This window comes from Bradyrhizobium sp. USDA 3315, from assembly GCF_054056795.1.
On sequence record NZ_JBSRYP010000001.1, the window covers coordinates 5617721 to 5644451 of the forward strand.

The following is a 26731-nucleotide window of genomic DNA, read 5'->3' on the forward strand; positions in this document are numbered from 1 at the left end:
CGCGAAAGCTTCATGAACCAACACATGCGTCCAGAGCCTGTTCCCTTCATAGATATTGCCGCGCAGCGCCAGCGGCTCGGCAAATCGGTCGATGATGCAGTCGCCCGCGTGCTCAACCATTGCCAATTCGTCAATGGCCCGGAAGTGACCGCGCTGGAGAAGGCGCTGGCGGACTATAGCGGCGCAAAGCATGTGGTGAGCTGTTCCAGCGGCACTGACGCGCTCTTGATGGTCCTGATGGCGAAGAATGTCGGGCCGGGTGACGCCGTGCTGTGCCCGTCTTTCACGTTCTGCGCGACCGGCGAAGCGGTGGCGCTCACCGGCGCGACACCCCTCTTCGTCGATGTGGACGAGACGACATTCAATATCGATATCAATTCGCTCAAGCGCGGGATCGCCACCGCGATGTCGCGTGGCCTAAAGCCGGTTGGTGTCATTCCAGTGGATTTGTTCGGCCAGAGCGCCGATCATGACGCGGTGGCTGCGGTTGCCGAAGCCGAAGGCCTGTTCGTGCTCGACGACGCCGCCCAGGGCTTTGGCGCGAGTTACAAGGGCCGCAAGCTCGGCACCTTCGGGCTTGCGACCGCGACCAGTTTCTTCCCGGCAAAGCCGCTCGGCTGTTTCGGCGATGGCGGCGCGATCTTTACCAATGACGACGAACTTGCGAACGCGCTACGCAGCATCCGTGTGCACGGGCAAGGCTCGGACAAATATGACAATGTCCGCCTCGGCCTCACCGGGCGGCTCGATACCATGCAGGCCGCGATCCTGCTCGAGAAGCTGAAGATTTTTGACGACGAGATCGTGGCACGCAACCAAGTGGCGGAGCGCTACGCGCGCGGACTCGGCAATATCGTGACCGTGCCTCGCCTTGCGCCAGGTTGCACCTCGGTGTGGGCGCAATACACAATCCGCCTGCCGAAAGGGGCCGACCGCGATGCCTTTGCCTCGACGCTGAAGACCCAAGGCATTCCGACGGCGATCTACTACACGAAGTCGATGCACCAGCAGACCGCTTACCGTGATTTCCCGGTCGCCGACGGCGGCCTAGCGATCAGCGAAAGCCTCTCCGACGACGTCATCAGCCTGCCGATGCACGCCTATCTCGACGAGGCGGCCCAGGACCGCGTCATCGCGGCTGTGCGCAGCGCGCTTTCAGCCTGATAGGAAACTTTTTCAGACCGCAATCATGCGCTAGAAGCAGCGCATGCTTGGACGCATCTTCACCGTCGGCGGCTATACCCTGCTATCGCGGGTCACCGGGTTCGCGCGCGACATCATGCTCGCGGCGATCCTCGGTGCCGGGCCGGTTGCCGACGCCTTCTTCGTGGCGCTGCGGCTGCCCAACCATTTCCGCGCGATCTTCGCCGAAGGCGCCTTCAACGCCGCCTTCGTGCCGGCCTATGCCCATGTCCATGGCGAGAAGGGCGAAGCGTCGGCGCGGCTGTTCGCCGACCGCATCTTCACGCTGCTGTTCGCCTCGCAGGTGATCCTGCTGGCGGTGGCGATGGCGTTCATGCCGCAGGCGATGAGCATCCTCGCGCCGGGCTTCACCGAGGACGCGGCGCAGCGCAAGCTCGCGATCGAGCTGACGCGGATCACCTTTCCCTATCTGCTGCTGATCACGCTGGTGACGCTTTATGGCGGCATGCTCAACGTGATGCATCGCTTCGCCAGCGCCGCCGCGGCGCCGATCTTCCTCAACCTCGCCATGATGATGACGCTGGCGCTCGCGGCGTTCTTCCCGAGCGCGGGCCACGCCGCGGCCTGGGGCGTCCTGATCTCGGGCTTCCTGCAATTCTTCCTGCTCGCCGGCGACCTCGCGCGCCATGGCGGCCTGCCGCGGTTCGCGCCCTTGAGGCTCGACGAGGACGTCCGCGGCTTCTTCCGCGCGCTGGGACCGGCGACGCTGGGCTCGATGGGCACCCAGGTGGCGCTGTTCGCCGACACCATCATCGCGACCTTCCTGCCCGCCGGCGCGCTGTCGGCGCTGTATTATGCCGACCGCCTCAATCAATTGCCGATCGGCGTGATCGGGATCGCGATCGGCACCGTGCTGCTGCCGGAGATGTCGCGGCGCCTGAGCGCCGACGATCACGCCGGCGCGATGGCCGCGCAGCGCCGCGCCTTCGATTTCACGCTGCTGTTCTCGGTGCCGTTCGTGGCGGCGTTCCTGACGGTCGCCGATCCGATCATGCGCGCGATGTTCGCCCGCGGCGCGTTCTCCAAGGCCGATGCGGCAAGCGCCGGGGCCACGCTCGCGGCCTATGCGGTGGGGCTCATTCCCTTCGTGATGATCCGCAGCGCGGTCGCGACCTTCTACGCTCGCAAGGACACCGCAACGCCGGTGAAAGCGGCGCTGACCGGGGTCGCGGTCAACGTCGCGCTGAAGATCGCGCTGGTCGGCACGCTGGCGCAGGTCGGCCTCGCGCTCGCGACCGCGGTCGGGGCCTGGGTCAATCTGCTGCTGGTGCTGACGTTTGCCGTGCGCCGCGGCTACCTCGCGCTCGATCGCGCGCTGATCCGCTCGTTCGGCACCTTCGCGCTGTGCGGCGTGCTGCTCGCGGTCGCACTGTGGCTGACCTCGCATTTCGCTTATGTGTGGTTCGCGCCGATGCAGATCTTTCGCGACGAACTGATCCTGCTGCTGCTGATTGCGGTCGGCGTCTTCGTCTACGCCCTCCTGATCCTCATGCTGTTCGGCCGCGGCTGGCTGTTCGCGCTCCGCCGCGTATAGTTTTACCTGTCAAATCAAATGCATAGGAGGCCGCTGTGTGATAGCGCCGCGCGCGGCGGAAAGCGGTTTGCGCTTCGGCGACAACCACGCCAATATGCACAAAACACACCAAGGCAATTGGAGAGACGATGGCAGCTCCCATCAAATTCGGCGTCGGACAAAGTGTGCGGCGCAAGGAGGACGACGCTCTGATTCGCGGCAAGGGCCGCTACACCGACGACGTTGCACCGTCTCCCGCATTGCACGCGCTGATGCTGCGCTCGCCGCACGCGCACGCGACCTACACGATCGATGCCGGCAAGGCCCGCGGCATGCCCGGCGTGGCGCTGATCCTGACCGCCGCCGACGTCGCCGAACTCGGCGGCCTGCCGTGCCTGTTCAATCTCGAAACCGATCCGTTCACCGCACCGCCTTATCCGATCCTCGCCAAGGACGAGGTGCGCCATGTCGGCGACGCGGTGGCCTTTGTGGTCGCCGACACCGTCGATCATGCCCGTGACGCGATCGAGGCGATCGACGTCAAATGGACGCCGCTGCCGGCGGCGGTCGGCCTCGTCAATGCGGTGAAGAAGGACGCGCCGCAGGTGTGGCCGGACAAGCCCGGCAATGTGCTGTTCGACGTCTCGATCGGCGATAAGAAGGCCGCCGAGGACGCGTTCGCCAAGGCGCATGCGGTGGCCGAGATCACCATCGTCAATCCGCGCGTCATCACAAATTTTATGGAGACGCGCGCCGCGGTCGCGGAATACGACGCCAAGAAGGATCATCTGACGCTGACGATCGGCAGCCAGGGCAGCCACCGCCTGCGCGAGATCCTCTGCGACATGGTCCTGAAGATGCCGAAGGACAACATGCGGGTGATCTGCCCGGATGTCGGCGGCGGCTTCGGCACCAAGCTGTTTCCCTATCGCGAATATGCGCTGATCTCGGTGGCCGCGCGCAAGCTCAAGAAGAGCATCAAATGGACGGCCGAGCGCTCCGACCATTTCATGGGCGACGCGCAGGGCCGCGACAATCTCACCACCGCGAAGATGGCGCTCGCCGAGGACGGCAAATTCCTCGGCATGGATGTCGACCTGATGGGCGACATGGGCGCCTACCTCTCGACCTTCGCGCCCTACATCCCGCATGGCGGCGCCGGCATGCTGCCGGGCCTCTATGACATCCAGGCCTTCCACTGCCGGGTCCGCACCGTGTTCACCAACACGGTGCCGGTCGATGCCTATCGCGGCGCCGGCCGCCCGGAGGCCGCCTATGTCATCGAGCGCCTCGTCGATGCCGCTGCGCGCAAGCTCGGCATGACGCCGGACGCCATCCGGCGGAAGAACTTCATTCCGCCGAAGTCGCTGCCCTACACGACCGCGACCGGCAAGGTCTACGACTCCGGCGACTTCGTCGCGCATATGAAGCGCGCGATGGAGATTGCCAACTGGAAGGAATTTCCGAAGCGAGCCAAGGCCGCCAGGAAGGAGGGCCTGGTGCGGGGCATCGGCATGGCAAGCTATGTCGAGGTCTGCGGCACGATGGGCGAGGAGACCGCCAATGTGGCGCTCGACCCCAACGGCGACATCTCGATCCTGATCGGCACGCAGTCGAGCGGGCAGGGCCACCAGACCGCCTATGCGCAGATCGTCGCCGAGCAGTTCGGCGTGCCGCCCGAGCGCGTCCATGTGCTGCAGGGCGATACCGACAAGATCGCGACCGGCCTCGGCACCGGCGGCTCGGCATCGATTCCGTCCGGCGGCGTCAGCGTGCAGCGGGCGACGCATGATCTCGGCAACAAGCTGAAGGAGCTCGCGGCGCAGGCGCTGGAAGCCGGCGCCGGCGACCTCGAATTCGCCGACGGCCGCATCCGCATCGCCGGCACAGACCGCTCGATCAGCTTTGCCGATCTCGCCAAACGTCCGGGCGGCGATACGTCGAAGATGAATGCCAGCGCGACCTTCGCCAGCGCCGACGGCACCTATCCGAACGGCACCCATCTCGCCGAGGTCGAGATCGATCCCTCAACCGGCATCATCAAGATCGTCAGCTACGTCATCGTCGACGATTTCGGCGTCACGCTCAATCCGCTGATGCTCGCCGGCCAGGTTCACGGCGGCGCGATGCAGGGCATCGGGCAGGCGCTGATGGAGCAGGCGGTGTACAGCCCGACCGATGGTCAGCTCGTCACCGGCACCTTCATGGACTATGCGCTGCCGCGCGCCTCCGACGGGCCGTCCTTCGTGTTCGAGACCCATAACGTGCCTTGCACGACCAACCCAATGGGCGTGAAGGGCGCGGGCGAGGCCGGCGCGATCGGCTCGTGCCCGGCGGTCGTCAACGCGATCGTCGAGGGGCTGCATCGCGAGTACAAGATCGACCACATCGACATGCCCGCCACGCCGGAACGGGTCTGGATCGCGATCCGCGAGGCGCAGCGCCGCCATAATCTCTGATAAATTGTCGCAGGCGGAATGAAGATTCCGCCTGCGGTGTTTTGCAAACCAGGCCGGCCGCAGATCGCGGACCGGGACAGAGCGGAATTGAGGGGTTTTGCCGATGAAGCGGATTGTCGTCGTTGCTGCGGTGCTGGCGTTCGGTGCCGGTGCAGTCGTTGCACAGCAGGATCAAGTCAAGAAGACCCAGGCCATGATGAAGGACAATGGCAAGAATGCGGGTGCGCTGTCGGCGATCATCAAGGGCGAAAAGCCCTACGACCAGGCGACCGTCAATGCCGCGCTGGCCCAGTTCGAGGATACTGCCAAGCAGCTTCCGACGCTGTTCCCCGAGAGCATGAAAGGCGTCAAGCTGGAAGGCGATTACGCCCCTTCGCCGAAAATCTGGGAAGACAAGGCGGGCTTCGCGCAGCAGTCCGCGAGCTTCGCGAAGGTCGTCACCGATGCCAAGGGCAAGATCAAGGACGTCGATACGCTGAAGGCCGAGCTGGGCGTGATCGGCAAGCAGTGCGGCGGCTGCCACGAGACCTATCGCGTCAAGAAGGGCTGATCGCCATTCCATCAACGAAAAGGGCGGACGCTTTAGGGCGTCCGCCCTTTTTTGTGTCGGCCGTTTCTTGTTGGCGTTGCGTCGCGAACGATTACTTCGTCACTTGTTATTTGGTCACCTGGCCGCGGATCTCACCGCCCGGATTGGCCGCAGTGTGAACGTTGACATAGTACTTGCCGGCGAGCAGATCGGCGGCCTGCGCGTCGGTCAGCGTGGCGCTGCCTTCGACCGGGCTCGACGTCGCGTTCGGGATCGCGACTGCGACACCGGAATTCTTGCCGGCTTCGGCGGGGCCGTGGAAATGCGCGGCAGTGGCCGGACCCGAGAGGCCGGAATAGGTCAGCTTCCAGCTCAGCTTCTTGCTGGCGGCATCGTAGTCGATGTCGGCGGTGCCGGTGGCGGTGCTGGTATTCGGCGGCACTTCGCTCTTGCTATCCAGCTTCGCCGTGAACTTCTCGGCAAAGGCCGGACCGGCGAAGGCGATGGCGGCGCCGAGCGTCAGCGTGGCAAGCAAGGTCTTGTTCGACATGGTTCTCTCCCCTTTGACGGCACAGGATGGTTGCAATCTTCAAACAGCAGCTTTTCGGATTTATTCCCCAAATGATCGTGGGTGCGGCAAATTTGATGCGAGCTTGTCCGACTGGTTGCCATCATACTGGTCCATGAACTGACGCGACCAATGACGGATCGGTGAATGCTGCGACGAATTTTCCTCCTGGCGATTCTGGCCGGCGTAATCGGCTTTGGCGTGTTCTGGTGGCTGACGATCCCCGCGACCGTTGCCGCCGACGCGCTGCCTGCCTATCAGCCTGACCTGGCCAACGGCCTCACAACGTTCAATGCCGGGGGATGTTCCTCCTGCCATGCCGTGCCGAAGCAGGACGACCGCACGAGGCTCGGCGGCGGGCTCGCGATCACCTCGCCGTTCGGTACCTTCTATGCGCCGAACATCTCGCCCGACCCGAACGACGGCATCGGCCGCTGGAGCGAGGCCGATTTCGTCACCGCGGTCATGAAGGGCACCTCGCCATCGGGCGCGCACTATTTCCCGGCGTTTCCGTATCCGTCCTATCAGCACGCCAGGGTCAGCGATGTGCGCGACCTGTTCGCCTATCTGAAGACCTTGCCGCCGGTCGCCGGCAAGGTGCGCGACCACGATTTGCCGTTTCCGTTCAACATCAGGCGCAACGTCGGGGTCTGGAAATTCCTGTTCATGAACGGCAAGCCGTTCATCGCGGATGCAAGCCGCTCGGCGCATTGGTACCGCGGCGCCTATCTCGTCAACAGCTTCGGCCATTGCGCCGAGTGCCACAGCCCGCGCAACGTCCTCGGCGGCATCGTCACCGCGCAGCGCTTCGCCGGTGGTCCGAATCCGGAGGGCGAAGGCTGGGTGCCCAACATCACGCCGAGGGGGATCTCGGACTGGAGTGTGAAGGATATCGCCTATTTTCTCGAGAGCGGCCAGATGCCGGACGGCGATAGCGCCGGTGGGTCGATGGTGCGCGTGATCCGCAACACCTCGCAACTGTCGTCGTCCGACCGCGACGCGATCGCCGAGTACATCAAGTCGCTGCCGCCGGTCGAGGGACCGCCGAAGCCGGTGAAGAAGGAGAAGGAGAAGGAGTTGTAAAGCGGGATGGGTTTGGTTGAATCGGCTCGCCGCGGTTTCGGTTCACCTCTCCCAAAGGAGAGGTGAACTTTCGACGCCGTTCAAGCTCGACCTAATCTCATCATGCTCTCGCGGGCGCGTCCTACTTCGCGCCGAACGCCTTGAAGGTGATGATCGTGAGGGTGTCCTGGATGCCCGGGATCACCTGAACCTTCTCGTTGATGAAATGGCCGATGTCGGTGTCGTGGTCGACGTAGAACTTGACCAGGAGGTCGTAATTGCCCGCGGTGGAATAGATCTCGGACGCAATCTCGGCCTCCGCCAGCGCGTTGGCGACGGTGTAGGACTGGCCGAGCTTGCATTTGATCTGGACGAAGAAAGGAACCATCAATGTCGTCTCCGGGGATTTCCGCGACTATAGGCCCAAAACGGGCGGCCAAGGCAAGGGGCGAGGCAGGGGGGGGTGAGGCCAACTTGCGGTAAAGTCAGGCTAACTTGCTGCCGATCGGCGGCCGGGCTAGGACAGGCCATGGTCTTGTTCGTGATGGTCTCACTCGTATCAACCACCGGTGCTGCAAGATGACGCCGGTCGCGCTCACCATTGCCGGCTCGGACTCCTCGGGCGGGGCGGGCGTCCAGGCCGACCTCAAGAGCTTTGCCGCGCTCGGGGTCTATGGCGCCTCCGCGATCACGGCGCTGACCGCGCAGAACACCATGGGGGTCAGCGGCATCCATCCGGTGCCCGCGTCATTCGTCACCGCCCAGATCGATGCAGTGTTCTCCGACCTCGAGGTCGGCGCGGTCAAGATCGGCATGGTGGCGCAGGCCGACACGATCGCTGCGATCGCCGATGGGCTGAGGCGCTGGGCGCCGCGCCATGTCGTGCTCGATCCGGTGATGGTCGCAACCTCCGGTGATCGGCTGCTTGCCGCCGAGGCGGTCGATGCGCTGAAGGTCCTGCTGTTTCCGCTGGCCTCGCTGATCACGCCGAACCTGCCGGAAGTGGCGGCGCTCTTGAACGAGCCGGTTGCCTCAGGCGAGGCCGACGTCGAGCGACAAGGCAAGCGATTGCTGGCGATGGGATGTCGCGCGGTGCTGGTCAAGGGCGGCCACGGCCACGGCGCCGAGAGCATCGACTATCTGATCGACGCCGAGCGCAGCATCGCGCTGGCTGCGCCGCGGATTGCGACCGCGAATACGCATGGCACCGGCTGCTCGCTGTCCTCGGCAATCGCAGCAGGGCTCGCGAAGGGCGAGAGCATGGAGACCTCCGTGCGCAACGCCAAGGCCTGGATCACGCAGGCGATCGCCGAAGCCGATCGCTTCGCCGTCGGCCACGGCCATGGGCCGGTGCATCACTTCCACGGATATTACTGACGCTCTTGTAGCCCGGATGGAGCGCAGCGAAATCCGGGACCAGTTTATCCGCGGATGCAGGACCCCGGATTGCGCTTCGCTCCATCCGGGCTACGCATTCGATCGCTTCGCTGTTCCATCGCGCTGTGCAGGCAACACAACGCCTCTTCCCCACAGCCGCGACCGCCGATGTCGCCAGATTGTCGCACGCTGCTGTTATCCGCAGAGAAGCGGCGTACTGCTGATTCTCGTTAACTGTTTGTGGGGCCTTGGGTCGCGGGGATCGTCATCGCCTTGTCACAGGAATCTGTTAGGTGCACAGGCATGGGAAGTGACTCCTTGAGTGAAGAAAGTCCCGAGCGGCACTTTCGCACTTTGTTTATCTCCGATGTCCATCTCGGAGCCCGCGGTTCGCAAGCCGACCGCCTGCTCGACTTCCTCCGTTCTCACGATGCCGACACGATCTACCTCGTTGGTGATATCGTCGACGGCTGGGCGCTGAAGTCGAACTGGTACTGGCCGCAGACCCATAATGATTTCGTGCAGAAGATGCTGCGCAAGGCGCGCAAGGGCGCCAAGGTGATCTACGTCCCGGGCAACCACGACGAGTTCCTGCGCAAATATTACGGCACGCATTTCGGCGGCATCGACGTGGTGGAGAACACCGTTCACACCGGCGCCGACGGCAAGCGCTACCTCGTGATCCACGGCGACATTTTCGATCTCGTGGTGCAGAACGCGCGCTGGCTCGCCCATCTCGGCGACAAGGCGTACGACTTCGCGATCCAGATGAATCGCTTCGTCAACTTCTTCCGCAAGATGTTCGGCGTGCGGTACTGGTCGCTGTCGCAATGGGCCAAGCTGAAGGTCAAGAAGGCGGTGAACTATATTGGCGCGTTCGAGGCGACGCTTGCCGGCGAGGCGCGGCGCCACGGCTGCGACGGCGTGATCTGCGGCCACATCCACTACGCGACGATTCATGACGAGCACGGCATCCGCTACATGAATTGCGGCGACTGGGTGGAGAGCTGCACCGCGCTCGCCGAGCACGAGGACGGCCATTTCGAGATCATCACCTGGACCGACCCGGTGCGCCGGATCGCGCCGGTTCCGCGAGTGACGGCACGCGCTGCATGACGCATATCCTGGTCGCGACCGATGCGTGGCATCCCCAGGTCAACGGGGTTGTCCGCACGCTGACCATGATGGCACAGGCGGCGAAATCGCTCGGCGTCGAGGTGAGCTTCCTGACGCCGGACGAGTTCCGCACCTTCGCGATGCCGAGCTATCGCGATCTCCGGCTGGCGCTGCCCTACCGGGCCAAGGTCGCAAGTCTGATCGAGGCGGCGAGGCCCGACAGCATCCATATCGCGACCGAGGGCCCGATCGGGCTTGCGGTGCGCCGCTATTGCCGCAAGCGCGGCCTGCCGTTCACGACGAGCTTCCATACCCGCTTCCCCGAATACGTCTCGGCGCGGACGCCTGTCCCGGAAGCCTGGGTGTGGCGGGCGCTGTGCTGGTTCCACAGGCCGAGCCGGGCGGTGATGGCGGCGACCCCGGCGCTGGCGGCCGAGTTGCGTCAGCGCGGCTTCCGCAATGTGGTGCTGTGGTCGCGCGGTGTCGATACCGCACTGTTCCATCCGCGCGACGTCGATCTCTGCCTGCCGCAGCCGGTCTATCTCAGCGTCGGCCGGGTGGCGGTGGAGAAGAACCTCGAGGCGTTCCTCGATCTCGATTTGCCGGGAACCAAGGTCGTGGTCGGTGACGGCCCGGCGCGGGCGGCGCTGGAGCGGAAATATCCGGACGCTGTGTTCCTCGGCGCCCGTCATGGGGAAGAATTGGCTGAGATCTACGCCGCGGCCGATGTGTTCGTTTTCCCGAGCCGTACCGATACGTTTGGTCTGGTGCTGCTTGAAGCATTGGCGAGCGGCCTGCCGGTTGCCGCTTTTCCGGTCACCGGTCCCCGCGACGTGATCGGCGCGGCGCCGGTCGGCGTGCTCGACGAGGATCTGCGCCATGCCTGCCTGGAGGCGCTCAGCATCCCGCGGCAGGCCTGCGTCGACTTTGCCGCGCTCCACACCTGGCAGGCGTCGGCCCGGGTGTTCATCGATCGCTGCATGAACGTCCGCCCCGCGCCGCCGGACGGCGAGGGGGAGGCGTTCGAATTTGGTGCCGAAGAGCACCATTTCGCCGTCCTGCCGACACCTCAGCCAAACTCGCGCTAGTTGGGTCACGCTAAAGCGTCTTGCCCGCCAGCCCGGCGCCGCGATACAAATCGCGAATGACGGACACCGTTCTCAATCCACCCGTCGCTGCCGCGGACATCGATGCCGCCGCGAGGGTGGTCGCGCCGTTCGCGGTGCGCACGCCGCTCCTGACCTTCCCCGTTCTCAACGAACGCGTCGGCAGCCAGGTCTTTCTCAAGCCCGAAATGCTGCAGCGGACCGGATCGTTCAAGTTTCGCGGCGCTTTCAACAAGCTCGCCTCGATCCCGCAGGACAAGCGGAGCGGCGGCGTCGTCGCGTTCTCCTCGGGCAACCACGCCCAGGGCGTCGCCGCGGCGGCCAAGATCCTCAACATGCAGGCGACCATCGTGATGCCTGCGGACTCGCCGATCACCAAGCGCGAGCGCACCAAATCCTATGGCGCCGAAGTCGTGCTCTACGACCGCGATCGCGACGACCGCGAGGCGATCGCCAACGGCATTGCCGGCAAGCGCGGCGCGACCTTGGTGCGCCCCTACGACGATCCCTTCGTGATCGCGGGCCAGGGCACCGCCGGCCGCGAGATCGCCGAGGACATGGCTGCGCTCGGACTGACGCCCGACATCGTGGTCGCGCCGGCTTCGGGTGGCGGATTGATCGCGGGCGTTGCGACCGCGGTGAAGGCGAAATATCCGCAGGCCCAGGTGATCGTCGCCGAGCCCGCGGGCTATGACGATCATGCCCTTTCGCTCAAGGTCGGGCATCGCGAGGCGCATGCGGTTGCGCCGCGCACCATCTGCGATGCGCTGATGGCGATGATGCCGGGCGAACTGACCTTCGCCATCAACAGCAAGCTGCTCGCGAATGGCGTCAGCGCCTCCGACGACGAGGTCGGCGCCGCCGTCGCCTTTGCCTACCGCGAGCTCAAGCTCGTGGTCGAGCCCGGCGGCGCGGTCGGACTCGCGGCGCTGCTCGCCGGGCGGATCGATGCCAAGGGCAAGAACGTCGTCATCGTGCTGTCGGGCGGCAATGTCGACGCCGACCTGTTCGCGAAACTGGTTGCCTGACACCGGGTTAGGCACAGATGCTGCCGCGGTACATGAGCTGGCTCACGTTGCGCGTGCGGTCCATGGGACATGAATGCTTCGCGCCAGTCGTCGTGCGCGGGTCAAGCCCGGCAATGACAGGATATGAACAGTCGAGGTTACGAGAAGAACGCCATCTTCTCGGCCTGGCTCATGCGACGGATTGGCGCGAGCGGGTCGTTGGCCGCAACAGTCGGCCTTTTCAGCAGGCCGCTGGCGATGATGGTCGAACCGAGTGAGATCTCTGCTGCGGGAGCAGGGGCAGGCTCAACGGCGGGCCGGAGAGGCGGCGGCATCACCAGAGTTTCGGCAATCGGCGCCACAGCCACCGGCGGCGGCTTGATCTTGACTTCTGCCCTGACCTCGACCTTCGGCGCCGGTGCAGGCTCGGGCTGAATGGCCGGCGCAACCATTTCGGGCTCGGCCGCCATCGCCTCAGCGACGTCCATCGCTTCGGCGACGCGCATCTCCTCGGCGGCACGCATTTCCTCGGCGATAACCTCCTCGTCGATCGGATCGGGCGCACCCATCTCCATCGCGATCAGGTCGAGCACCGCCTCGTCATGGGCGTCGGCCGTCGCTTCGTCGGTGACGCGGGCGAGTTCCGCGGCTTCGGCTTCGGCCAGCGCGGCTTCAGCTTTGATCCAGGCTTCGCTCGGCTGCGGCATCACGGCCGTAGCGGCCTCAGTGCCGGGCACGGCGGCGGGAATCGCGGCTTCGACGATCGGCGCCGCAGCGGCCTCCCGAGGCGGCGCTGGCCGCGTAGCGGCCATATCGGGAGCTGCACTTTCGGCCACCGGTGGCGGCGCGGAGGCCGCTGCCGGCGGCTCCGCAACCGGCGCCTCGGCCACGTCAGGCTCGGCCGCAGGCGTCGCCGCCTTGTCCGGATCGAACTCGCTGAGCCGGCGCGCCAGCGCCGCGAAGGCGGCATCCAGCACAGCCTTGGCGTCGTTCATCGAGACCTCGGCGGCGCCGGCCTCGATCGCGCTGACCTGCGAATCGATGATGTCGCAGATCCGGCCGTCATTGCCGATCTCGCGCAGCCGCCAGGAGATCTCCCTGATCACCCGCACGCCCTTGCGCACCGGTGCGAGGCTTTGCTCGAAGCTGATGCCGTCGAGCGCGGCGATGGCGGAGGCCTGGGTAGCTTCGATTGCGCCGCGCAGGGCGGCCAGCGCCTGCGCCAGTTGCTCGTCCCTGATCGCCGCGGCGGCGGCTTGCCGCTGCGCGCTGAGGCTTTCCTCGATCCGCGCCACGGCATCGAGCACCATGCGGGTATCGGCATTGCGGTTGCGCTTGGCGTATTCGCCGAGGAACCAGCGGCCCCGCGAGGTCTCCATGAAGGCCGCGCTGATCGCGGCATAGTCCTCCTCGCTCGGCAGGGCCGCGCGGGCGGATATCGGCGACAGGGCGAATGCTTCTTCGGCCATCACAATCTCTCCGCGCAAATCACTGCGCGTTACGCTAACGATCACCACGATATCGCGCGAATCGCAATTGAATTGATGTCTTCCGAATCACAAATCCCCATTGCAGCAAGGATTGCATCGCGGCGATTCGCGCGCAGCCTAGCGGCATTCTATGCCACGCTGTTCGGCATGACCGGGGTTCATCTGCCGTTTTTCACGGTGTGGCTGAAGGCGATCGGCATCGACGCCACCTGGATCGGCATCATCACCGCGGTGCCGCCGGTGACACGCTTCACCGTGCTGCCGCTGGTCACCGCGGCGGCGGAGCGGCGTCAGATGCTGCGCGGGGCGATCATCGCCACCGGATTCGCCACGGCGTTCGGCTTTGCCGTGATCGGCACCCAGCACCAGCCGTTCGTGCTGCTGGCGATCTATGCGCTGACCTGCTGCGTCTGGACTCCGATGGTGCCGCTCACCGACGCCTATGCGCTGCGCGGCGTCAGGCAATTCGGCCTCAGCTACGGACCGCTGCGGCTCTGGGGCTCGGCCGCCTTCGCGGTCTGCGCGCTGCTGAGCGGCTTCTTGCTCCGCTATGTCGCCGAGGTCGACCTGATCTGGATCATCACGGCCGTGACGGCGCTCGGCGCGCTGGTCGGGCTGACGCTGCGGCCGCTGGGCCGCCCAGCGGCAGCCGCCACACCTGCGGCCGGCGCGCCAAAACTGCTGCGCAATCCCACCTTCCTCGCCATCATCGTATCCTCGGCGCTGATCCAGGGCAGCCACGGCGCCTATTACATCTTCGCATCGATTGCCTGGCAGCAGGCCGGCTTCAGCGGCCTGACGATCGCTTGTCTCTGGGTGCTCGGCGTGATCGCCGAGATCGTACTGTTTGCGGCCTCGCCGCGCTTCACGCTGCCGTCGGCTGTGCTGGTGATGATCGCGGCCTCCAGTGCCGCGGCGCGCTGGGCGATCACCGCGCAGGACCCGCCGCTTGCGGTGCTTGCAGTTGTGCAGCTCGGACACGGGTTGAGCTTCGGTCTGACGCAGGTCGGCATCATGGGACTGATGGTGCATCACGTGCCGGTTCACGTGATGGCGCGCGCGCAAGGCTATCTCACCGCCTGCGGCGGCATTGTCGCGAGCACCACGGCGATCGTCAGCGGCATGGTCTATGCGCGCTTCGGGCTCGGCGTCTACGACATGATGGCCGCGATGGCGGCCACGGGCGGGCTCGTGATGTGGCTGGCGCGTAAGCGTCTTACCGATTAGCCCCAGAGCGCGGCGTCGGGCGGATAGACCAGGCTGCCCTCGTAGCGCAGGCCGCGGTCGCGGTCCTTCGCCAGCAGCAGCGGGCCGTCGAGATCGACGAAGCGCGCGGCTTGCGCGATCAGCATCGCCGGCGCCATCGCGAGCGAGGTCGCGACCATGCAGCCGATCATGATCTCGAAGCCGAGCGCGCGGGCGGCATCCGCCATCGCCAGCGCTTCGGTCAATCCGCCGGTCTTGTCGAGCTTGATGTTGACGGCGTCATAGCGGCCGCGCAGGCCGGCGAGCGAGGCGCGGTCATGCACGCTCTCGTCGGCGCAGACCGCAACCGGCCGCCTGATCCGCGCCAGCGCCTCGTCCTTGCCCGCCGGCAGCGGCTGCTCGATCAGGGTGACGCCGGCATCGGCGCAGGCCGCGAGATTGGCGGCGAGGTTGTCCTCGGTCCAGGCTTCGTTGGCGTCGACGATCAGCTCGGATCCAGGCGCCGCCTTGCGCACGGCGGCGATTCGTGCGCCGTCGCCATCGCCGCCGAGCTTGATCTTGAGCAACTGACGATGCGCGGCCTTCGCGGTGGCCTCCGCCATCGCCTCTGATGTCCCGAGCGAGATCGTATAGGCGGTGGTCCGCGGCTCCGGCGCGGGCCGGCCGAGCAGGTTCCAGATCCGTTTGCCGGCGCGTTTGGCCTCAAGGTCCGCCAGCGCGCAATCCAGCGCATTGCGGGCGGCGCCGGCAGCCATCCCGGCCTGCAAGGCGATCCGGTCCATGCCATTGGCGAGTGGCGCCTGTAGGGCCTGGATCGCCTGCAGTGTCGCCTCGGGCGTTTCGCCATAGCGCGGGTAGGGTACGCATTCGCCGCGGCCGGTGAGGCCGCCCTGGCTCACCTCGGCCACCACGACGACAGCCTCGGTCTTGGTGCCGCGGCTGATCGTGAAGGTCCCCGCGATCGGCCAGCGCTCGATCCGACTGCTCAGGGAAATCGCTCCGGGAGGGGTGGAAGTCATTTTAAAGTCTACTATTTCCTGAACCGTAGCTTGCGACGCGCAACCAACTATGGCTGTTTAGCGACAGATTCGACAAGCCGATCCGGCAGCGCCGGAGATCAGCGTTAGCGGCAGCCAGCCGGCTTGAGGGGTGGGTTAGAGGTGAGCGGCGACCCGACACTGGAGCGGATAGCCCAAGGCGAAGGACTGGCGTTGTGCGCGGCAGGCAACTGGACGGCCCGCTTTGCTCCTGCGCTTGAACGGATCGTCTCCGACGCGGAGAAGCTGCGCGGCAGCCGGCCGCACATCTTCATCGACGTGTCGCAGGTCGCGAGCCTCGACACCTTCGGCGCCTGGCTGATCGAGCGGCTGCGCCGCAGCCTGAGCGACGCCACCGCCGAAGCCGAGATCGCGGGCCTGTCGGCCAATTATTCCAGCCTGGTCGACGAGGTCCGCCGCGTCGGCCCCGCGCCCGGGGTCGTCAGCGACCGGCTGTCGATCTCAGGCATGCTCGAGCAGATCGGGCGCACCGTGGCCGGGATCGGCAGCACCATCATCGGCCTCGTCGACATGCTCGGCGCGGTGCTGGCGGCCGCCGGGAAGGTGCTGATCCATCCGCGCAGCTTCCGCCTGACCTCGACGGTGCATCACCTCGAGCAGGTATGCTGGCGCGCGGTGCCGATCGTGGTGCTGATCACCTTCCTGATCGGCTGCATCATCTCGCAGCAGGGCATCTTCCATTTCCGCAGGTTCGGCGCCGACATCTTCGTCGTCGACATGCTGGGCGTCTTGGTGCTGCGCGAGATCGGCGTGCTGCTGGTCGCGATCATGGTCGCGGGCCGTTCAGGCTCGGCCTATACCGCCGAGCTCGGCTCGATGAAGATGCGCGAGGAGATCGACGCGCTGCGCACCATGGGCTTCGATCCGATCGAGGTTCTGATCCTGCCGCGCATGCTGGCGCTGGTGCTGGCGCTGCCGATCCTGGCCTTTCTTGGCGCGATGGCCGCGCTCTATGGCGGCGGCCTGGTGGCCTGGCTCTATGGCGGCGTCGATCCGGAAGCCTTCCTGCTCCGCCTTCGTGATGCCATATCGATCGACCATTTCATCGTCGGCATGGTCAAGGCGCCGGTCATGGCGGCGGTGATCGGTATCGTCGCCTGCGTCGAAGGCCTGGCGGTACAGGGTTCGGCGGAGTCGCTCGGACAGCACACCACCGCATCGGTGGTGAAAGGGATCTTCTTCGTGATCGTGATGGACGGCGTGTTCGCGATCTTCTTCGCCTCGATCGGGATGTGATCATGGCGGAAGAGGACAACGACGCCATCATCCGGGTCCGCGACATTACCGTCCAATTCGGCAACACGCGGGTGCTCGACGGCCTCAACCTCGACGTCAGGCGCGGCGAGATCCTCGGCTTCGTCGGGCCCTCGGGCGCCGGCAAGTCGGTGCTGACGCGCACCATCATCGGGCTCGTGCCGAAGGTCGCCGGCCGCATCGAGGTGTTCGGTGTCGATCTCGACGCCGCGAGCACCTCGCAGCGCCGCGCCGTCGAACGGCGCTGGGGCATCCTGTTCCAGCAGGGCGCGCTGTTCTCCTCGCTCACGGTGCGCCAGAACATCCAGTTTCCGGCGCGCGAGTATCTGCGCGTCTCGCAGCGGCTGCTCGACGAGATCATGGTGGCGAAACTCGTGATGGTCGGGCTGAAGCCGGAAGTCGCCGATCGTTATCCGTCGGAATTGTCGGGCGGCATGATCAAGCGCGTCGCGCTGGCGCGGGCACTCGCGCTCGATCCCGAGCTCGTGTTTCTCGACGAGCCGACCTCGGGTCTCGATCCGATCGGCGCCGGCGAGTTTGACGAGCTGGTGCGCACCCTGCAACGCACTTTGGGGCTGACCGTTTTCATGGTAACCCACGATCTCGACAGTCTTTACACCGCGTGCGACCGTATCGCCGTTTTAGGGAACGGTAAGATCATTGCTGCAGGATCGATCGCCGACATGAAGGCGTCGCAGCATCCATGGCTGCAGCAATATTTCAACGGCAAGCGCGCCCGTTCCGTTGTGGCCTAGCCCATGATCCCGAAACCTGATGCCGACTTTCGGACGAGATCATGCGCCAACAGGGAATTCGATGGGCTCGAGCGCAGCCGGCTGCGCGAGGGCCCGAGAGTGATTAACGCGAGCAATTGATGGAAACGCGGGCGAACTACGTCTTGATCGGGGCTTTCACGCTGGCGGTGATCGCCGCCGCATTCGGCTTCGTGCTGTGGTTCCAGAGCCTGCACACGACCAAGCAGCGCAGCCCCCTGCGGGTGATCTTCGAAGGGCCAGCGTCAGGCCTGCGCAACGGCGGCAACGTCAATTTCAATGGTATTCGGATAGGGGAAGTGGTTTCGGTGAAGCTCGACAACCCGCGACGCGTGGTTGCGCTGGCGATGATCGAGAACAACGCACCGCTCCGCAAGGACACCCTGGTCGGTCTCGAGTTCCAGGGCCTCACCGGCGTCGCCGCGATTTCGCTCAAGGGCGGCGAGGAGGCAGCCCCGCCGGTGCCGCTGGACGAGGACGGCATCCCGGTTCTGACCGCCGACCCGAATGCGCTGCAGGACGTCACCGAGGCGATCCGCGCCACCCTGCAAAACGTCAACCGCATCGTCGCCGACAATCAGCAGTCGGTGAAGAATTCGCTGAAGAATCTCGAGGTCTTCACCCAGGCCTTAGCGCGCAATTCCGAGAAGATCGACAACGTCATGCTCAAGGTCGACGGCGTGATGGGCAAGGCCGACAGCCTGATGCTGGGCCTCAATGCGATCGCGGGCGGCAACAATGGCAGCGAGCTGAACCTGATGGTGAAGTCGATCCGCGAACTCGCCGAGGACCTCGACAAGCGCTCCAATCTCCTGATCAACGACGGTCGCCGGACGCTGTCCGACATCAGCCGCGCGGTGAACAATTTCGACCGCAACCCGAGCCGGGTGATCTTCGGCGGCAGCAACAATGCCGCACCCGAGCCCGCGCCGGCTCCGGCCGCACCGGGGCCGCGGCGGCGGCAATGACGTGAGAATGGTGAGTGGCGAATAGCGAGTAGGGTTCGCCGTCGGCCGCATCCGTCATTGCGAGCCAACGGGTCGCGCGAACGCGCGCCCGATGACAGGCTCCGCGAAGCAATCCATCGTTCCGCATGCTCGGCGCGATGGATTGCTTCGTCGCTTGCGCTCCTCGCAATGACAGCGGTTAGTTACTGGCACGCCGGTGCCACAGCGAGACTCTGCGGCGTCGCCCCAAACAAAAACGGAGGCCCTTCGGCCTCCGTTTCCATTTGCTATTCGCTACTCGCTTACTTCGCCAGCTTACCCCAGCCGTCCCGCGGCATGCGCGAGCAGGGTGTAGACCAGCCCGGTCTCCGAGGTGAGGTGGCTGCTCAGCTCCTGCTGGCCGCGGCCGTCGCGGGCGACTTCGTCGAGCAGGCGCTCGAACTCCGCGATATAGCGGTCGACCGTCTGCTTGAAGCCGCGGTCGGCGCGATACTTGCGGGCCACCTCATCGAAGGCCTTCTGGCCGGCCGGCGTGTAGAGGCGCTTGGAGAACGCCTTGTTCTCGCCGCGCTGGTAGCGATCCCACATCTCGGCCGCAAGCGTGCGGTCCATCAGCCGGCCGATGTCGAGCGACAGCGACTCCAGCGGATTGACCGGCTGTTGCTGCGGACGCGGGCGCTGCTGGGCGTCGCGGCTCTGCGGGGCGGGCGGCGGTGCGTCGCTGCGGTTGAGCAGGTCGGACAGCCAGCCGTCGCCGTTGTTGTTGGAGCCTGCCGGGCTGACCGGCGGGGCCTCGGTGCGGCGCGAGCTCGTCATGCCGAGATCCGGCGGCGGCAGCGTCGAGGCGCTGTTGCCGTTGTCCCGCATGCGCACGTCGCCGCGGCCGCCGGCGGCAGCCACCACCGGCTCCTCGTGGCGAACGCTGGCGCGGTTGGTCGAGACCACGTCGAGTCCGCGGCCGTGATGAGCGACGATGCGGTTCAGCTCGGCCAGCGCCTCGATCTGGTCGACGATCACCTTGCGCATCTGCGCGGTGTTCTCGGCGGCCTCCTGCGGCATCTCGAGCACGCCGCGGCGCAGCTCGTTGCGGGTGGCCTCGAGCTCGCTCTGCATCTCGCTCGCCATCTGCTTCATCGCCGTGACCATCGCGGAGAACTTCTCCGTCGATTCCTTGAACATCGCATCGGTCTCGGCGTTGCTCTGCTGGTAGAGGTCGTTCATGGCGTCGACGGTCTGCTGACGCTCGTTCTCGGCCGCCTGGCGCACCGCCTCGAACTGCCTGCTGATCGCAGCCGAACCGGCGCCTGCGGTCTCCGCCACCACACGGGCGATGTCGCGGGCGCGTTCCTCGGCCGCTCCGAGCGATTCATCGAGCAGCCCGGTGAAGCGCGACAGCCGCTGGTCGAGATCGGTGGTGCGCAGGTCGATGGTCGTGACCAGCGCTTCCAGCGCCGACTTGCGCTCGCTGACGGAGGCCGTCGTCGAGCGGTTGGCCTGCTCGACCACGGCAGCCGCATCGATCAGCGCCTTGCCATGGGTCTCGAACTGGCTCGACAGCTCGCCGAGATCTTCCAGCGCCTTGCCGGTCTTGCTGTTGAACACCGTGAGCTGGTCTTCCAGCGTCTGGGTTGCCACGCCGTTGCGCGAGGTGACATCGTTCATGGCGGACACAAAGTCGGCCACGCGGGTCACCAGCGCGCGCTCCAGCGAGTTGAGGTTGTCGTGGGCGCCGGTCAACACTTCCTGCAAGAGGATGTTGCCTTCGCGCAGCCGCTCGAACAGCGCGACCGTATCGGTGCGCAGGATCTTGCTGGTCTCCTGCATCTCCGTGACGGCCGAGATCGAGACCTGGCGCGACTGGTCGATCGCCGCGCGCGAAGCCTGCTCGAGCTCCTTGAGCGACTTCGCCACCGCGCCGGTCGCCTGATCGCCGGCCGAGGTGATGTTGCGCGCGACATCGCTGCCGTGGGCCGACATCGACTGCGAGAAGGCGAGCCCGCGGGTTTCGATCGCCTTCAGCGCATCCGCGGTGGCGCGATCCATGTCGCTCGACAGCTGCGTGGTCTTGGCGGTCAGCGCCTCGACCAGCGAGCCGCGGCGGCCGTCGACCATCTGCGACAGACGCTCGGTCTGCTGCTGCACATAGGTGACGATCTCGTCGGTCTTGCCGGTCATCGCCGAGCCGAAGGCGCTGGAGGCCGACAGCACCGAACGTTCGATGTCGGCGGAGGTCGTCTTGACCTTGGTCGAGACCTCGTTGGACATGGTGATCAGCGCGGCCTGCGCGTTCTGCGCCGAGGTCTGGATGTTGTCGGTGGTCTTGACCGTGACCGCACCCAGCGCGCGCTCGATATCGGTCGAGAGCGTGCGGATCTGGGCGGCGGCATCGGCGGAGGTCGCCGCAAACGAGCTCTGGGCCTCGCGGGCGCTGCCGAGGATGGTCTGCGCGGTCTCCGCGCTGGCCGTGGTCAGCGACCGCTCGATCTCGGCGGAGATCTCGCGGATCTGGCTTGCGGCCTCGCTGGAGGTCGCCACGAACGAGCTCTGGGCATCGCGGGCGCTGCCGAGGATCGCCTGCGCGGTGTTGGTGCCGACCGAGGTCAGGGTGCGCTCGACATCGACGGCCAGCGACTTGACGTGGTTGGCTGCTTCCGTCGACGCGGTGACGAGGGTGTTCTGCGCCTCGCGGGCGCCGGCCGTCAGCATCTCGACGGTGCCGGAGCCGGCCATCGACAGTGCACGCTGGATGTCGGCGGCAAGCGCCGACACCTTGGTCGCAGCCTCGGTCGACGCGTTGACCAGGGTGCTCTGGGCCTCACGCGCGCCTGACGTGATCGATTCCGCGGTGGCGGAGCCGGCCATCGACAGCGAACGCTCCATATCGGCCGCCAGCGAGCGGACCAGATCGGTGGCCTCGGTGGATGCGCCGGCCAGCGTGCTCTGGGCCTCGCGGGCGGAGGCGACGACGGCTTCCGCGGTGGCGGAGCCTGCCATCGACAGCGAGCGCTCGATGTCGGCCGACAGTGTTCGGACCAGGTTGGTCGCGTCGGTGGATGCGCCGGCGAGCGTGCTCTGGGCCTCGCGGGCGGAAGCGACGACGGCTTCCGCGGTCGCGGTGCCGGCCATCGAGAGCGAGCGCTCGACGTCGCTGGCGAGCGACTTGACCTGGCCGGTGACGTCGGTCGACGTCGAGATCAGCGTGGTCTGGGCCTCGCGGGCGCCGGTCATGATTGCCTCGGCGGTGGCGGTGCCGGCGGTCGAGAGCGAGTGCTGCACGTCGGCCGCGAGCGTGCGGACCAGGTTGGCGGCTTCGGTGGATGCACCGGCAAGCGTGCTCTGGGCCTCGCGAGCGGAGGCGACGACGGCTTCCGCGGTCGCGGTGCCGGCCATCGAGAGCGAGCGCTCGACGTCGCTGGCGAGCGACTTGACCTGGCCGGTGACGTCGGTCGACGTCGAGATCAGCGTGGTCTGGGCCTCGCGCGCGCCGGTCATGATCGCCTCGGCGGCGGCAGAGCCGGCCATCGACAGCGACTGCTCGACATCGGTGGCCAGCGACTTGACCTGGCTTGCAGCCTCGACCGAGGCGCTGACCAGCGTGGTCTGCGCGTCGCGGGCGCCGGACAGCACGGAGGCTGCGGTGGCGCTGCCGGCCGCCTGCAGCGTGCGCTCGACATCCTCGGACAGCGCCTTGATCTGCGAGGCGACGTCGCCGGAGGCCGAGACCAGCGACACCTGGGCATCGCGGGCACTGGTGAGGATCGAGTTGGCGGCGCTGGTGCCGACGGCGGTCAGCACGCTCTCGACCTCGGCCGAGCTCAGCTTGAGCTGGTTGCCGACGTCCGCGGATACGGTGAGCAGCGCCTGCTGCGCGGTGCGCGCGCCGGTCTGGATGGTTTCGCTGGTGTTGACCACGAGGTTGGTCAGCGAACGCTCGGCGTCCTCGACATGGGACTTGATGCTCGACGACAACAGCTCGGCGCGGGACATCAGGTCCTCGCTCGCCTGGCGGCCGCTGCTCTCGATGCGGCCGGCGACGGCCTCGACGCGCGAGCCCAGCAGGTCCTCGAACTGCGCGACGCGGGTATCGATGTCGCCGGCGATGACGCCGACGCGGCTCTCGATGCCCTGCTGGATGTCGGCGAACCGCGCCGAAATGGTGTCGGTCAGGTTCGCGCTGTGACCATTGATGGTGTCGGCGAGGCGGGTGCTGTGGCCGTTGAGGGTGTCGACCAGGCGGATGCTGTGGCCGTCGATGGTCTCGGTGACGCCGTTGATGCGATAGTCGACCGCGGCGATCGCCTGCACGGTGCCTTCGGTCAGGGTGGTGGTGAGCAGGCCAAGCCGCGAGTCGATCGACTGGATCGCCTGGGAGGCGCCGTCGGTCAGCTGGGTCGCGAGCGTGCCGAGATGGCCGTCGATGGTCTCGGTGACCGACTTGGCGCGGCTCTCGAAGGTGACTTCGAGGGACTTCATGCGGCCGTCGATCGCGTCATCGAGCGATTGCAGACGGCCGTCGAACGAGCCGATCTTGCTGGCGAGCGAACTGTCGAACGACGACAGCTTGTCGGTCAGCGAGGCATCGAGATTGGTGACGCGGCTGCCGAGCGTGGTCTCGAACTGCAGCAGGCGCTGGTCGAGCGAGGCGGTGATCTCGCCGCTGTTGGTGGTGACACGATGGTCGAAAGTGTCGACATAGGTCTTCAGGCTGTCGGCAATGTCCTGGGTCCGCTGGCCCATGCGTTCGACGATGTCGCCGCCGAAGGTCTTCACCGTGCGGTCGAATTCCGAGATGTGGCGGGTGATCAGCGCGCCGAGCGTGCCGGAGTCGCGGGCGAATTTCTCGGCGAGCTCGCTGCCGTGGTTCTTCACCAGGTCGTCGAACGCGCTCATCTGCAGCGACAGCGAGTCGTGCGCGGTCTCGGTCTGGCCCACCACCTTGGCGACCAGCGAATTGACAGTGACGTCGAGCGCCTCGCTTGCCTTGTCGCCGGACGTCATGATCTGGCCGGCGAGGCGGTTGCCGGCATCGTCGATCTTGCTGACAAGGTCGTTGCTGCGCAGCTCGAGCTCGAGCAGCAGCGAGTCCGCGGAGTTCTTCAGGGAGTCGTGGACCTCTTCGGTGCGGTCGGAGATGCCGTCGACGATGACAGACGAACGCTGCTCGAACTCGCCGGTGATGCGGTCGATGCGCTCGTTCAGCAACTCGTGGACGCGATCGGCCAGATCGACGAACTCGTCATGGACATGGCCGGTCTTGAAGTTGAGGCTGGTGGTCAGCCGCTCGGAGGCGTCCATCACCGCGCGCGTGGTCTCGGCGCTGGCCTCCTCGAGGCGGTCGAGCAGGTCGCCGCCGCGCTCGCCGAGCGCGAGGATCATGTTGTCGCCGGCATGGCTCAGCGCGGTGGTGATGTGCTGGCCGCGCTCTTCCAGCGCGCCGGTGATGCTCTTGGCGACCTCGTCGACGCGCGAGGCGATCGCGTCCGAGATCAGCGCGATGTCGTGGCGCAGGTCGATCTGCACGCCGGAGATCGCGCTGCGCACCTGCTCGGCCTGGCCGACCAGGTTGTCGCGCTGGTGGGCGATGTCCTGCAGCAGCGCGCGGATGCGCACCTCGTTGTCGGAATAGGCGCGTTCCAGCGCCGCGACCTCGTTGGCGACGAGGGTCTCGAGTTCGCCGGCGCGCGCGATCGCGCGCTCGACGCCGTCGCCCATCGCTGCGACTTCGCGGCGGATCGCCTGGCCGACCGTCACCATGGAATCGGCGGCGGCGTTTTCCGGCTCGGAGAATCGCATCGCGACCTGCGCCATCGATTGCGCGATCATCTGCATGCGCTGACCGTGCGCGGCGAGGCTTGCGAGATAGTAGAACAGCAGGATCGGCACGGCGAACAGCGCGGCAAGGCCGGCGAGCACCAGGACGCCGGTGCCCTGGGCCATCGAGGCCTGCAGGGCCGGCCAGAACGCGATGGTGAGGATGACGCCGCCCAGCAGCCAGGCGCCGGAGCAGACAAAGAACAGCGTGAAGGCGTTGCGCGCGCGTCCTCCCTGCAGCGTCTGCAGCATCTGGCCGATGGTTTCGCGATCATCATTGGCGGCGCGGCGCGGCGCGCGCGGTTCTTCGATCGGCTCGAACGCCGAACGATCGGAATTACTCGGACGCGACTCGAACGATGTGGCTGAAAAATCGGCAGCGGGCGGCAGGTTCGGCGGCGCGGCGCCTTCGTTGAGGGGGCTGCGATTCTCCGCGCCCTGTTCGCTGATGTTGAGGGCTTCCTGGATGGCAGAAAGCGCGACTTCGGTGGGATCTTTGACCTTCTTGGGAGTGTTCGCCATGTTCAGTCTGAGCCCTCTCACTATTTTACGCGTCGGCGAGCCTGCGATCGTCCCCACGCAAGCTCGAAGCCGGTGCCCACAAGCGGAGCGCAAGCCGGCCCCCTCGGCGGCTTGTCCGCTACATCCGCAAACATCCTATTGGGAGAGCGATGCGAATGAAATGCTTGCGATTAATACTTTCTTAATCATCGTTAACAGCTTTGCGCCATAAGGCCTTATGGGCACTCGAAATTCCCGCTCTAGAGCACCGATTGTGTCCGGAAATTGTCCAGAATCGGGCGGTTTTGCCGATCATCCCAACAACAATCCGTTAACCAGTTTCGTGATTGGCTGGGCCAACGATCCGCCGGCGAGGGCCCGGCGGAGACGACAGGGACAGGCCATGCCGCTTCACCTCGAACGGGTCGAATGGACGCAATCGCCGCCGCTGGCGCCCGGCGCCGGGCCGATCGACGTCGATCATCTTCAGCGCATGACGCTGGGTGATCCGGGCCTCGAGCGGGAAGTGCTGGCCATGTTCTCGACCCAGTCGGCCCGGATCCTCGGTGAACTGGCCGCCTTGCCGCCCGAGGCGGCGACCCATGCCCATACCCTGAAAGGATCGGCGCGGGCGATCGGCGCCTTCGGCGTCGCCGAGGCTGCTGCCCAGCTGGAGACCGCGCTGAGCGGCGGTTCCGATGCGGCCCAGCCGCTTGCCGCGCTCGGCGCCGCGATTGCCGAGGCGCGCACGGCGATCGAGCTGATCCTGGGCCGCTCCTAGGCGTCCGGCGTCTCGGCGGTCCGCCGCCACAGCTTGGGCGGCATCCCAACCGGCGGGCAGGTTTTCGGTCTCCGCGCTAGCGCTGTGCGGACCGACCCGTTATACGACTGCCCGGGACCTTTCCATCCATCGTCCGGCGCATTCCGGCAGCACGAGCAATCATGGCCAAAATCCACTTTATCGACCATTCCGGCGAGAAACGCACAGTTGACATCGAGAACGGCGCGACGGTGATGGAAGGCGCGATCCGCAACGCCATTCCCGGCATTGAAGCCGAATGCGGCGGCGCCTGCGCCTGTGCGACCTGCCATGTCTATGTCGATGAAGCCTGGCGCGAGAAGGTCGGCGCGCCGTCACCGATGGAAGAGGACATGCTGGATTTCGGCTTCGACGTGCGTCCGAATTCGCGGCTGTCCTGCCAGATCAAGGTGACCGACGATCTCGACGGACTGGTCGTGTCGACGCCGGAGCGGCAGGCCTAGGATCCCTTATTCGCCGTCCGGATTCACTCCGCGACGGACCCAGCGGCGGAAGTTCTGCTTGACCTCCGCCGGCAGCGGCGCCGGCCTGCGCGTGGCCTCATCGATCATCACCGTGACCGCCTTCGCCGACGCCACGCATCTGCCTTCCGAAAACACCACCTGGTCGAAGGTGGTCGACGTGCGTCCAAACTTGACGAGACCGAGCCCGAGCTCGATCTGACCCGGCCAGTGCAACTCGGCACGGAAATGGATGTCGAGGCGCACCATGATCCAGCCGAGCCCCGCCGGCATCAGCCCCATGCTGCGATCCTTCACCAGCGTGACGCGGCCGGTTTCAAAATAGCTCGCATAGACGGCGTTGTTGACGTGCCCGTTGGGGTCAAGATCGGCAAAGCGCACATTGTCGGACAGGCGATAGGGAAAGTCTTCCAGGCGCGGCGCATCGTCAGCACGGACAGGGGCATTCACGAGGGGGATCTCCGTCGGTT

The 26731-nt window shown here is 66.1% G+C and carries 21 protein-coding genes; 15 read left to right on the plus strand and 6 right to left on the minus strand.

Annotation, left to right across the window (positions count from 1 at the left end; all coding sequences use genetic code 11):
- Positions 1-12: 12 nt before the first annotated feature.
- The 4 genes from ACVIYL_RS26035 (at position 13) to ACVIYL_RS26050 (ending at position 5725) form a co-directional block, all read left to right on the plus strand.
- Positions 13-1164 carry a DegT/DnrJ/EryC1/StrS family aminotransferase gene (locus ACVIYL_RS26035; protein WP_229159036.1) on the plus strand — a complete coding sequence of 384 codons (1152 nt, stop codon included), beginning with the start codon at positions 13-15 and terminating at the stop codon, positions 1162-1164.
- A gap of 43 nt (positions 1165-1207) precedes the next feature.
- Positions 1208-2737: a murein biosynthesis integral membrane protein MurJ gene (gene murJ, locus ACVIYL_RS26040; RefSeq protein WP_253607834.1), complete on the plus strand. Its 1530-nt coding sequence runs from the start codon at positions 1208-1210 to the stop codon at positions 2735-2737.
- Positions 2738-2865: 128 nt separating this feature from the next.
- Positions 2866-5175, plus strand: coding sequence for a xanthine dehydrogenase family protein molybdopterin-binding subunit (locus tag ACVIYL_RS26045; RefSeq protein WP_253607835.1), 2310 nt, complete (start codon positions 2866-2868; stop codon positions 5173-5175).
- 103 nt (positions 5176-5278) lie between these two features.
- On the plus strand, positions 5279-5725 hold the full coding sequence (locus ACVIYL_RS26050) for a c-type cytochrome (RefSeq protein WP_141340701.1): 447 nt from the start codon (positions 5279-5281) through the stop codon (positions 5723-5725).
- A 106-nt stretch (positions 5726-5831) separates the two neighbouring features.
- Here ACVIYL_RS26050 and ACVIYL_RS26055 read toward each other — a convergent pair whose 3' ends face one another.
- Positions 5832-6254 carry a CHRD domain-containing protein gene (locus tag ACVIYL_RS26055; protein ID WP_057016700.1) on the minus strand — a complete coding sequence of 141 codons (423 nt, stop codon included), beginning with the start codon at positions 6252-6254 and terminating at the stop codon, positions 5832-5834.
- 165 nt (positions 6255-6419) lie between these two features.
- On the opposite strand from ACVIYL_RS26055, the gene ACVIYL_RS26060 reads away from it, so the two are divergent.
- On the plus strand, positions 6420-7355 hold the full coding sequence (locus ACVIYL_RS26060) for a c-type cytochrome (RefSeq protein ID WP_456780201.1): 936 nt from the start codon (positions 6420-6422) through the stop codon (positions 7353-7355).
- A gap of 121 nt (positions 7356-7476) precedes the next feature.
- Here ACVIYL_RS26060 and ACVIYL_RS26065 read toward each other — a convergent pair whose 3' ends face one another.
- The gene (locus ACVIYL_RS26065; protein WP_016845986.1) at positions 7477-7722 is read right to left on the minus strand and encodes an Lrp/AsnC ligand binding domain-containing protein; all 246 of its coding nucleotides are present in this window, start codon (positions 7720-7722) and stop codon (positions 7477-7479) included.
- A gap of 191 nt (positions 7723-7913) precedes the next feature.
- On the opposite strand from ACVIYL_RS26065, the gene thiD reads away from it, so the two are divergent.
- The 4 genes from thiD to ACVIYL_RS26085 all read left to right on the plus strand — a co-directional run bounded on the left by thiD (position 7914) and on the right by ACVIYL_RS26085 (position 11961).
- Entirely contained in the window at positions 7914-8711 is a 798-nt protein-coding gene (gene thiD / locus ACVIYL_RS26070) for a bifunctional hydroxymethylpyrimidine kinase/phosphomethylpyrimidine kinase (protein ID WP_456780202.1), read from the plus strand.
- A gap of 303 nt (positions 8712-9014) precedes the next feature.
- Positions 9015-9827 carry a UDP-2,3-diacylglucosamine diphosphatase gene (locus tag ACVIYL_RS26075; RefSeq protein WP_456780203.1) on the plus strand — a complete coding sequence of 271 codons (813 nt, stop codon included), beginning with the start codon at positions 9015-9017 and terminating at the stop codon, positions 9825-9827.
- Positions 9824-10915, plus strand: a complete 1092-nt coding sequence (locus ACVIYL_RS26080; RefSeq protein WP_456780204.1) for a glycosyltransferase family 4 protein — start codon at positions 9824-9826, stop codon at positions 10913-10915. The genes ACVIYL_RS26075 and ACVIYL_RS26080 overlap by 4 nt, the downstream gene beginning before the upstream one ends.
- A gap of 56 nt (positions 10916-10971) precedes the next feature.
- On the plus strand, positions 10972-11961 hold the full coding sequence (locus ACVIYL_RS26085; protein ID WP_076825738.1) for a threonine/serine dehydratase: 990 nt from the start codon (positions 10972-10974) through the stop codon (positions 11959-11961).
- Between the two features lie 137 nt (positions 11962-12098).
- On the opposite strand, the gene ACVIYL_RS26090 is transcribed toward ACVIYL_RS26085, so the two are convergent.
- Positions 12099-13409, minus strand: a complete 1311-nt coding sequence (locus tag ACVIYL_RS26090) for a hypothetical protein (protein ID WP_456780205.1) — start codon at positions 13407-13409, stop codon at positions 12099-12101.
- Positions 13410-13484: 75 nt separating this feature from the next.
- Between ACVIYL_RS26090 and ACVIYL_RS26095 the strand changes: the two genes are divergently transcribed.
- Positions 13485-14657 carry an MFS transporter gene (locus tag ACVIYL_RS26095; RefSeq protein ID WP_456780206.1) on the plus strand — a complete coding sequence of 391 codons (1173 nt, stop codon included), beginning with the start codon at positions 13485-13487 and terminating at the stop codon, positions 14655-14657.
- Here ACVIYL_RS26095 and dgcA read toward each other — a convergent pair.
- Positions 14654-15655, minus strand: coding sequence for an N-acetyl-D-Glu racemase DgcA (dgcA, locus tag ACVIYL_RS26100; protein WP_456780207.1), 1002 nt, complete (start codon positions 15653-15655; stop codon positions 14654-14656). The genes ACVIYL_RS26095 and dgcA overlap by 4 nt on opposite strands.
- Before the next feature lie 141 nt (positions 15656-15796).
- On the opposite strand from dgcA, the gene ACVIYL_RS26105 reads away from it, so the two are divergent.
- The 3 genes from ACVIYL_RS26105 (at position 15797) to ACVIYL_RS26115 (ending at position 18689) form a co-directional block, all read left to right on the plus strand.
- Positions 15797-16930 carry an MlaE family ABC transporter permease gene (locus tag ACVIYL_RS26105; RefSeq protein WP_253607843.1) on the plus strand — a complete coding sequence of 378 codons (1134 nt, stop codon included), beginning with the start codon at positions 15797-15799 and terminating at the stop codon, positions 16928-16930.
- Between the two features lie 2 nt (positions 16931-16932).
- On the plus strand, positions 16933-17703 hold the full coding sequence (locus ACVIYL_RS26110) for an ABC transporter ATP-binding protein (RefSeq protein ID WP_253607844.1): 771 nt from the start codon (positions 16933-16935) through the stop codon (positions 17701-17703).
- 119 nt (positions 17704-17822) lie between these two features.
- Complete coding sequence (locus ACVIYL_RS26115; protein ID WP_018272595.1) at positions 17823-18689, plus strand: MlaD family protein; 867 nt, start codon at positions 17823-17825, stop codon at positions 18687-18689.
- Between the two features lie 294 nt (positions 18690-18983).
- Here the strand turns inward: ACVIYL_RS26115 and ACVIYL_RS26120 are convergent, their stop codons facing one another.
- Positions 18984-25001: an apolipoprotein A-IV repeat region-like domain-containing protein gene (locus tag ACVIYL_RS26120; protein ID WP_456780208.1), complete on the minus strand. Its 6018-nt coding sequence runs from the start codon at positions 24999-25001 to the stop codon at positions 18984-18986.
- Between the two features lie 382 nt (positions 25002-25383).
- Between ACVIYL_RS26120 and ACVIYL_RS26125 the strand changes: the two genes are divergently transcribed.
- Positions 25384-25761, plus strand: coding sequence for an Hpt domain-containing protein (locus tag ACVIYL_RS26125; RefSeq protein WP_076825720.1), 378 nt, complete (start codon positions 25384-25386; stop codon positions 25759-25761).
- 161 nt (positions 25762-25922) lie between these two features.
- A complete protein-coding gene (locus ACVIYL_RS26130) occupies positions 25923-26243 on the plus strand; it encodes a 2Fe-2S iron-sulfur cluster-binding protein (RefSeq protein ID WP_016841525.1) in 321 nt (106 codons plus the stop codon).
- A 6-nt stretch (positions 26244-26249) separates the two neighbouring features.
- Here ACVIYL_RS26130 and ACVIYL_RS26135 read toward each other — a convergent pair whose 3' ends face one another.
- On the minus strand, positions 26250-26711 hold the full coding sequence (locus ACVIYL_RS26135) for an acyl-CoA thioesterase (protein WP_092085034.1): 462 nt from the start codon (positions 26709-26711) through the stop codon (positions 26250-26252).
- Positions 26712-26731 lie beyond the last annotated feature (20 nt).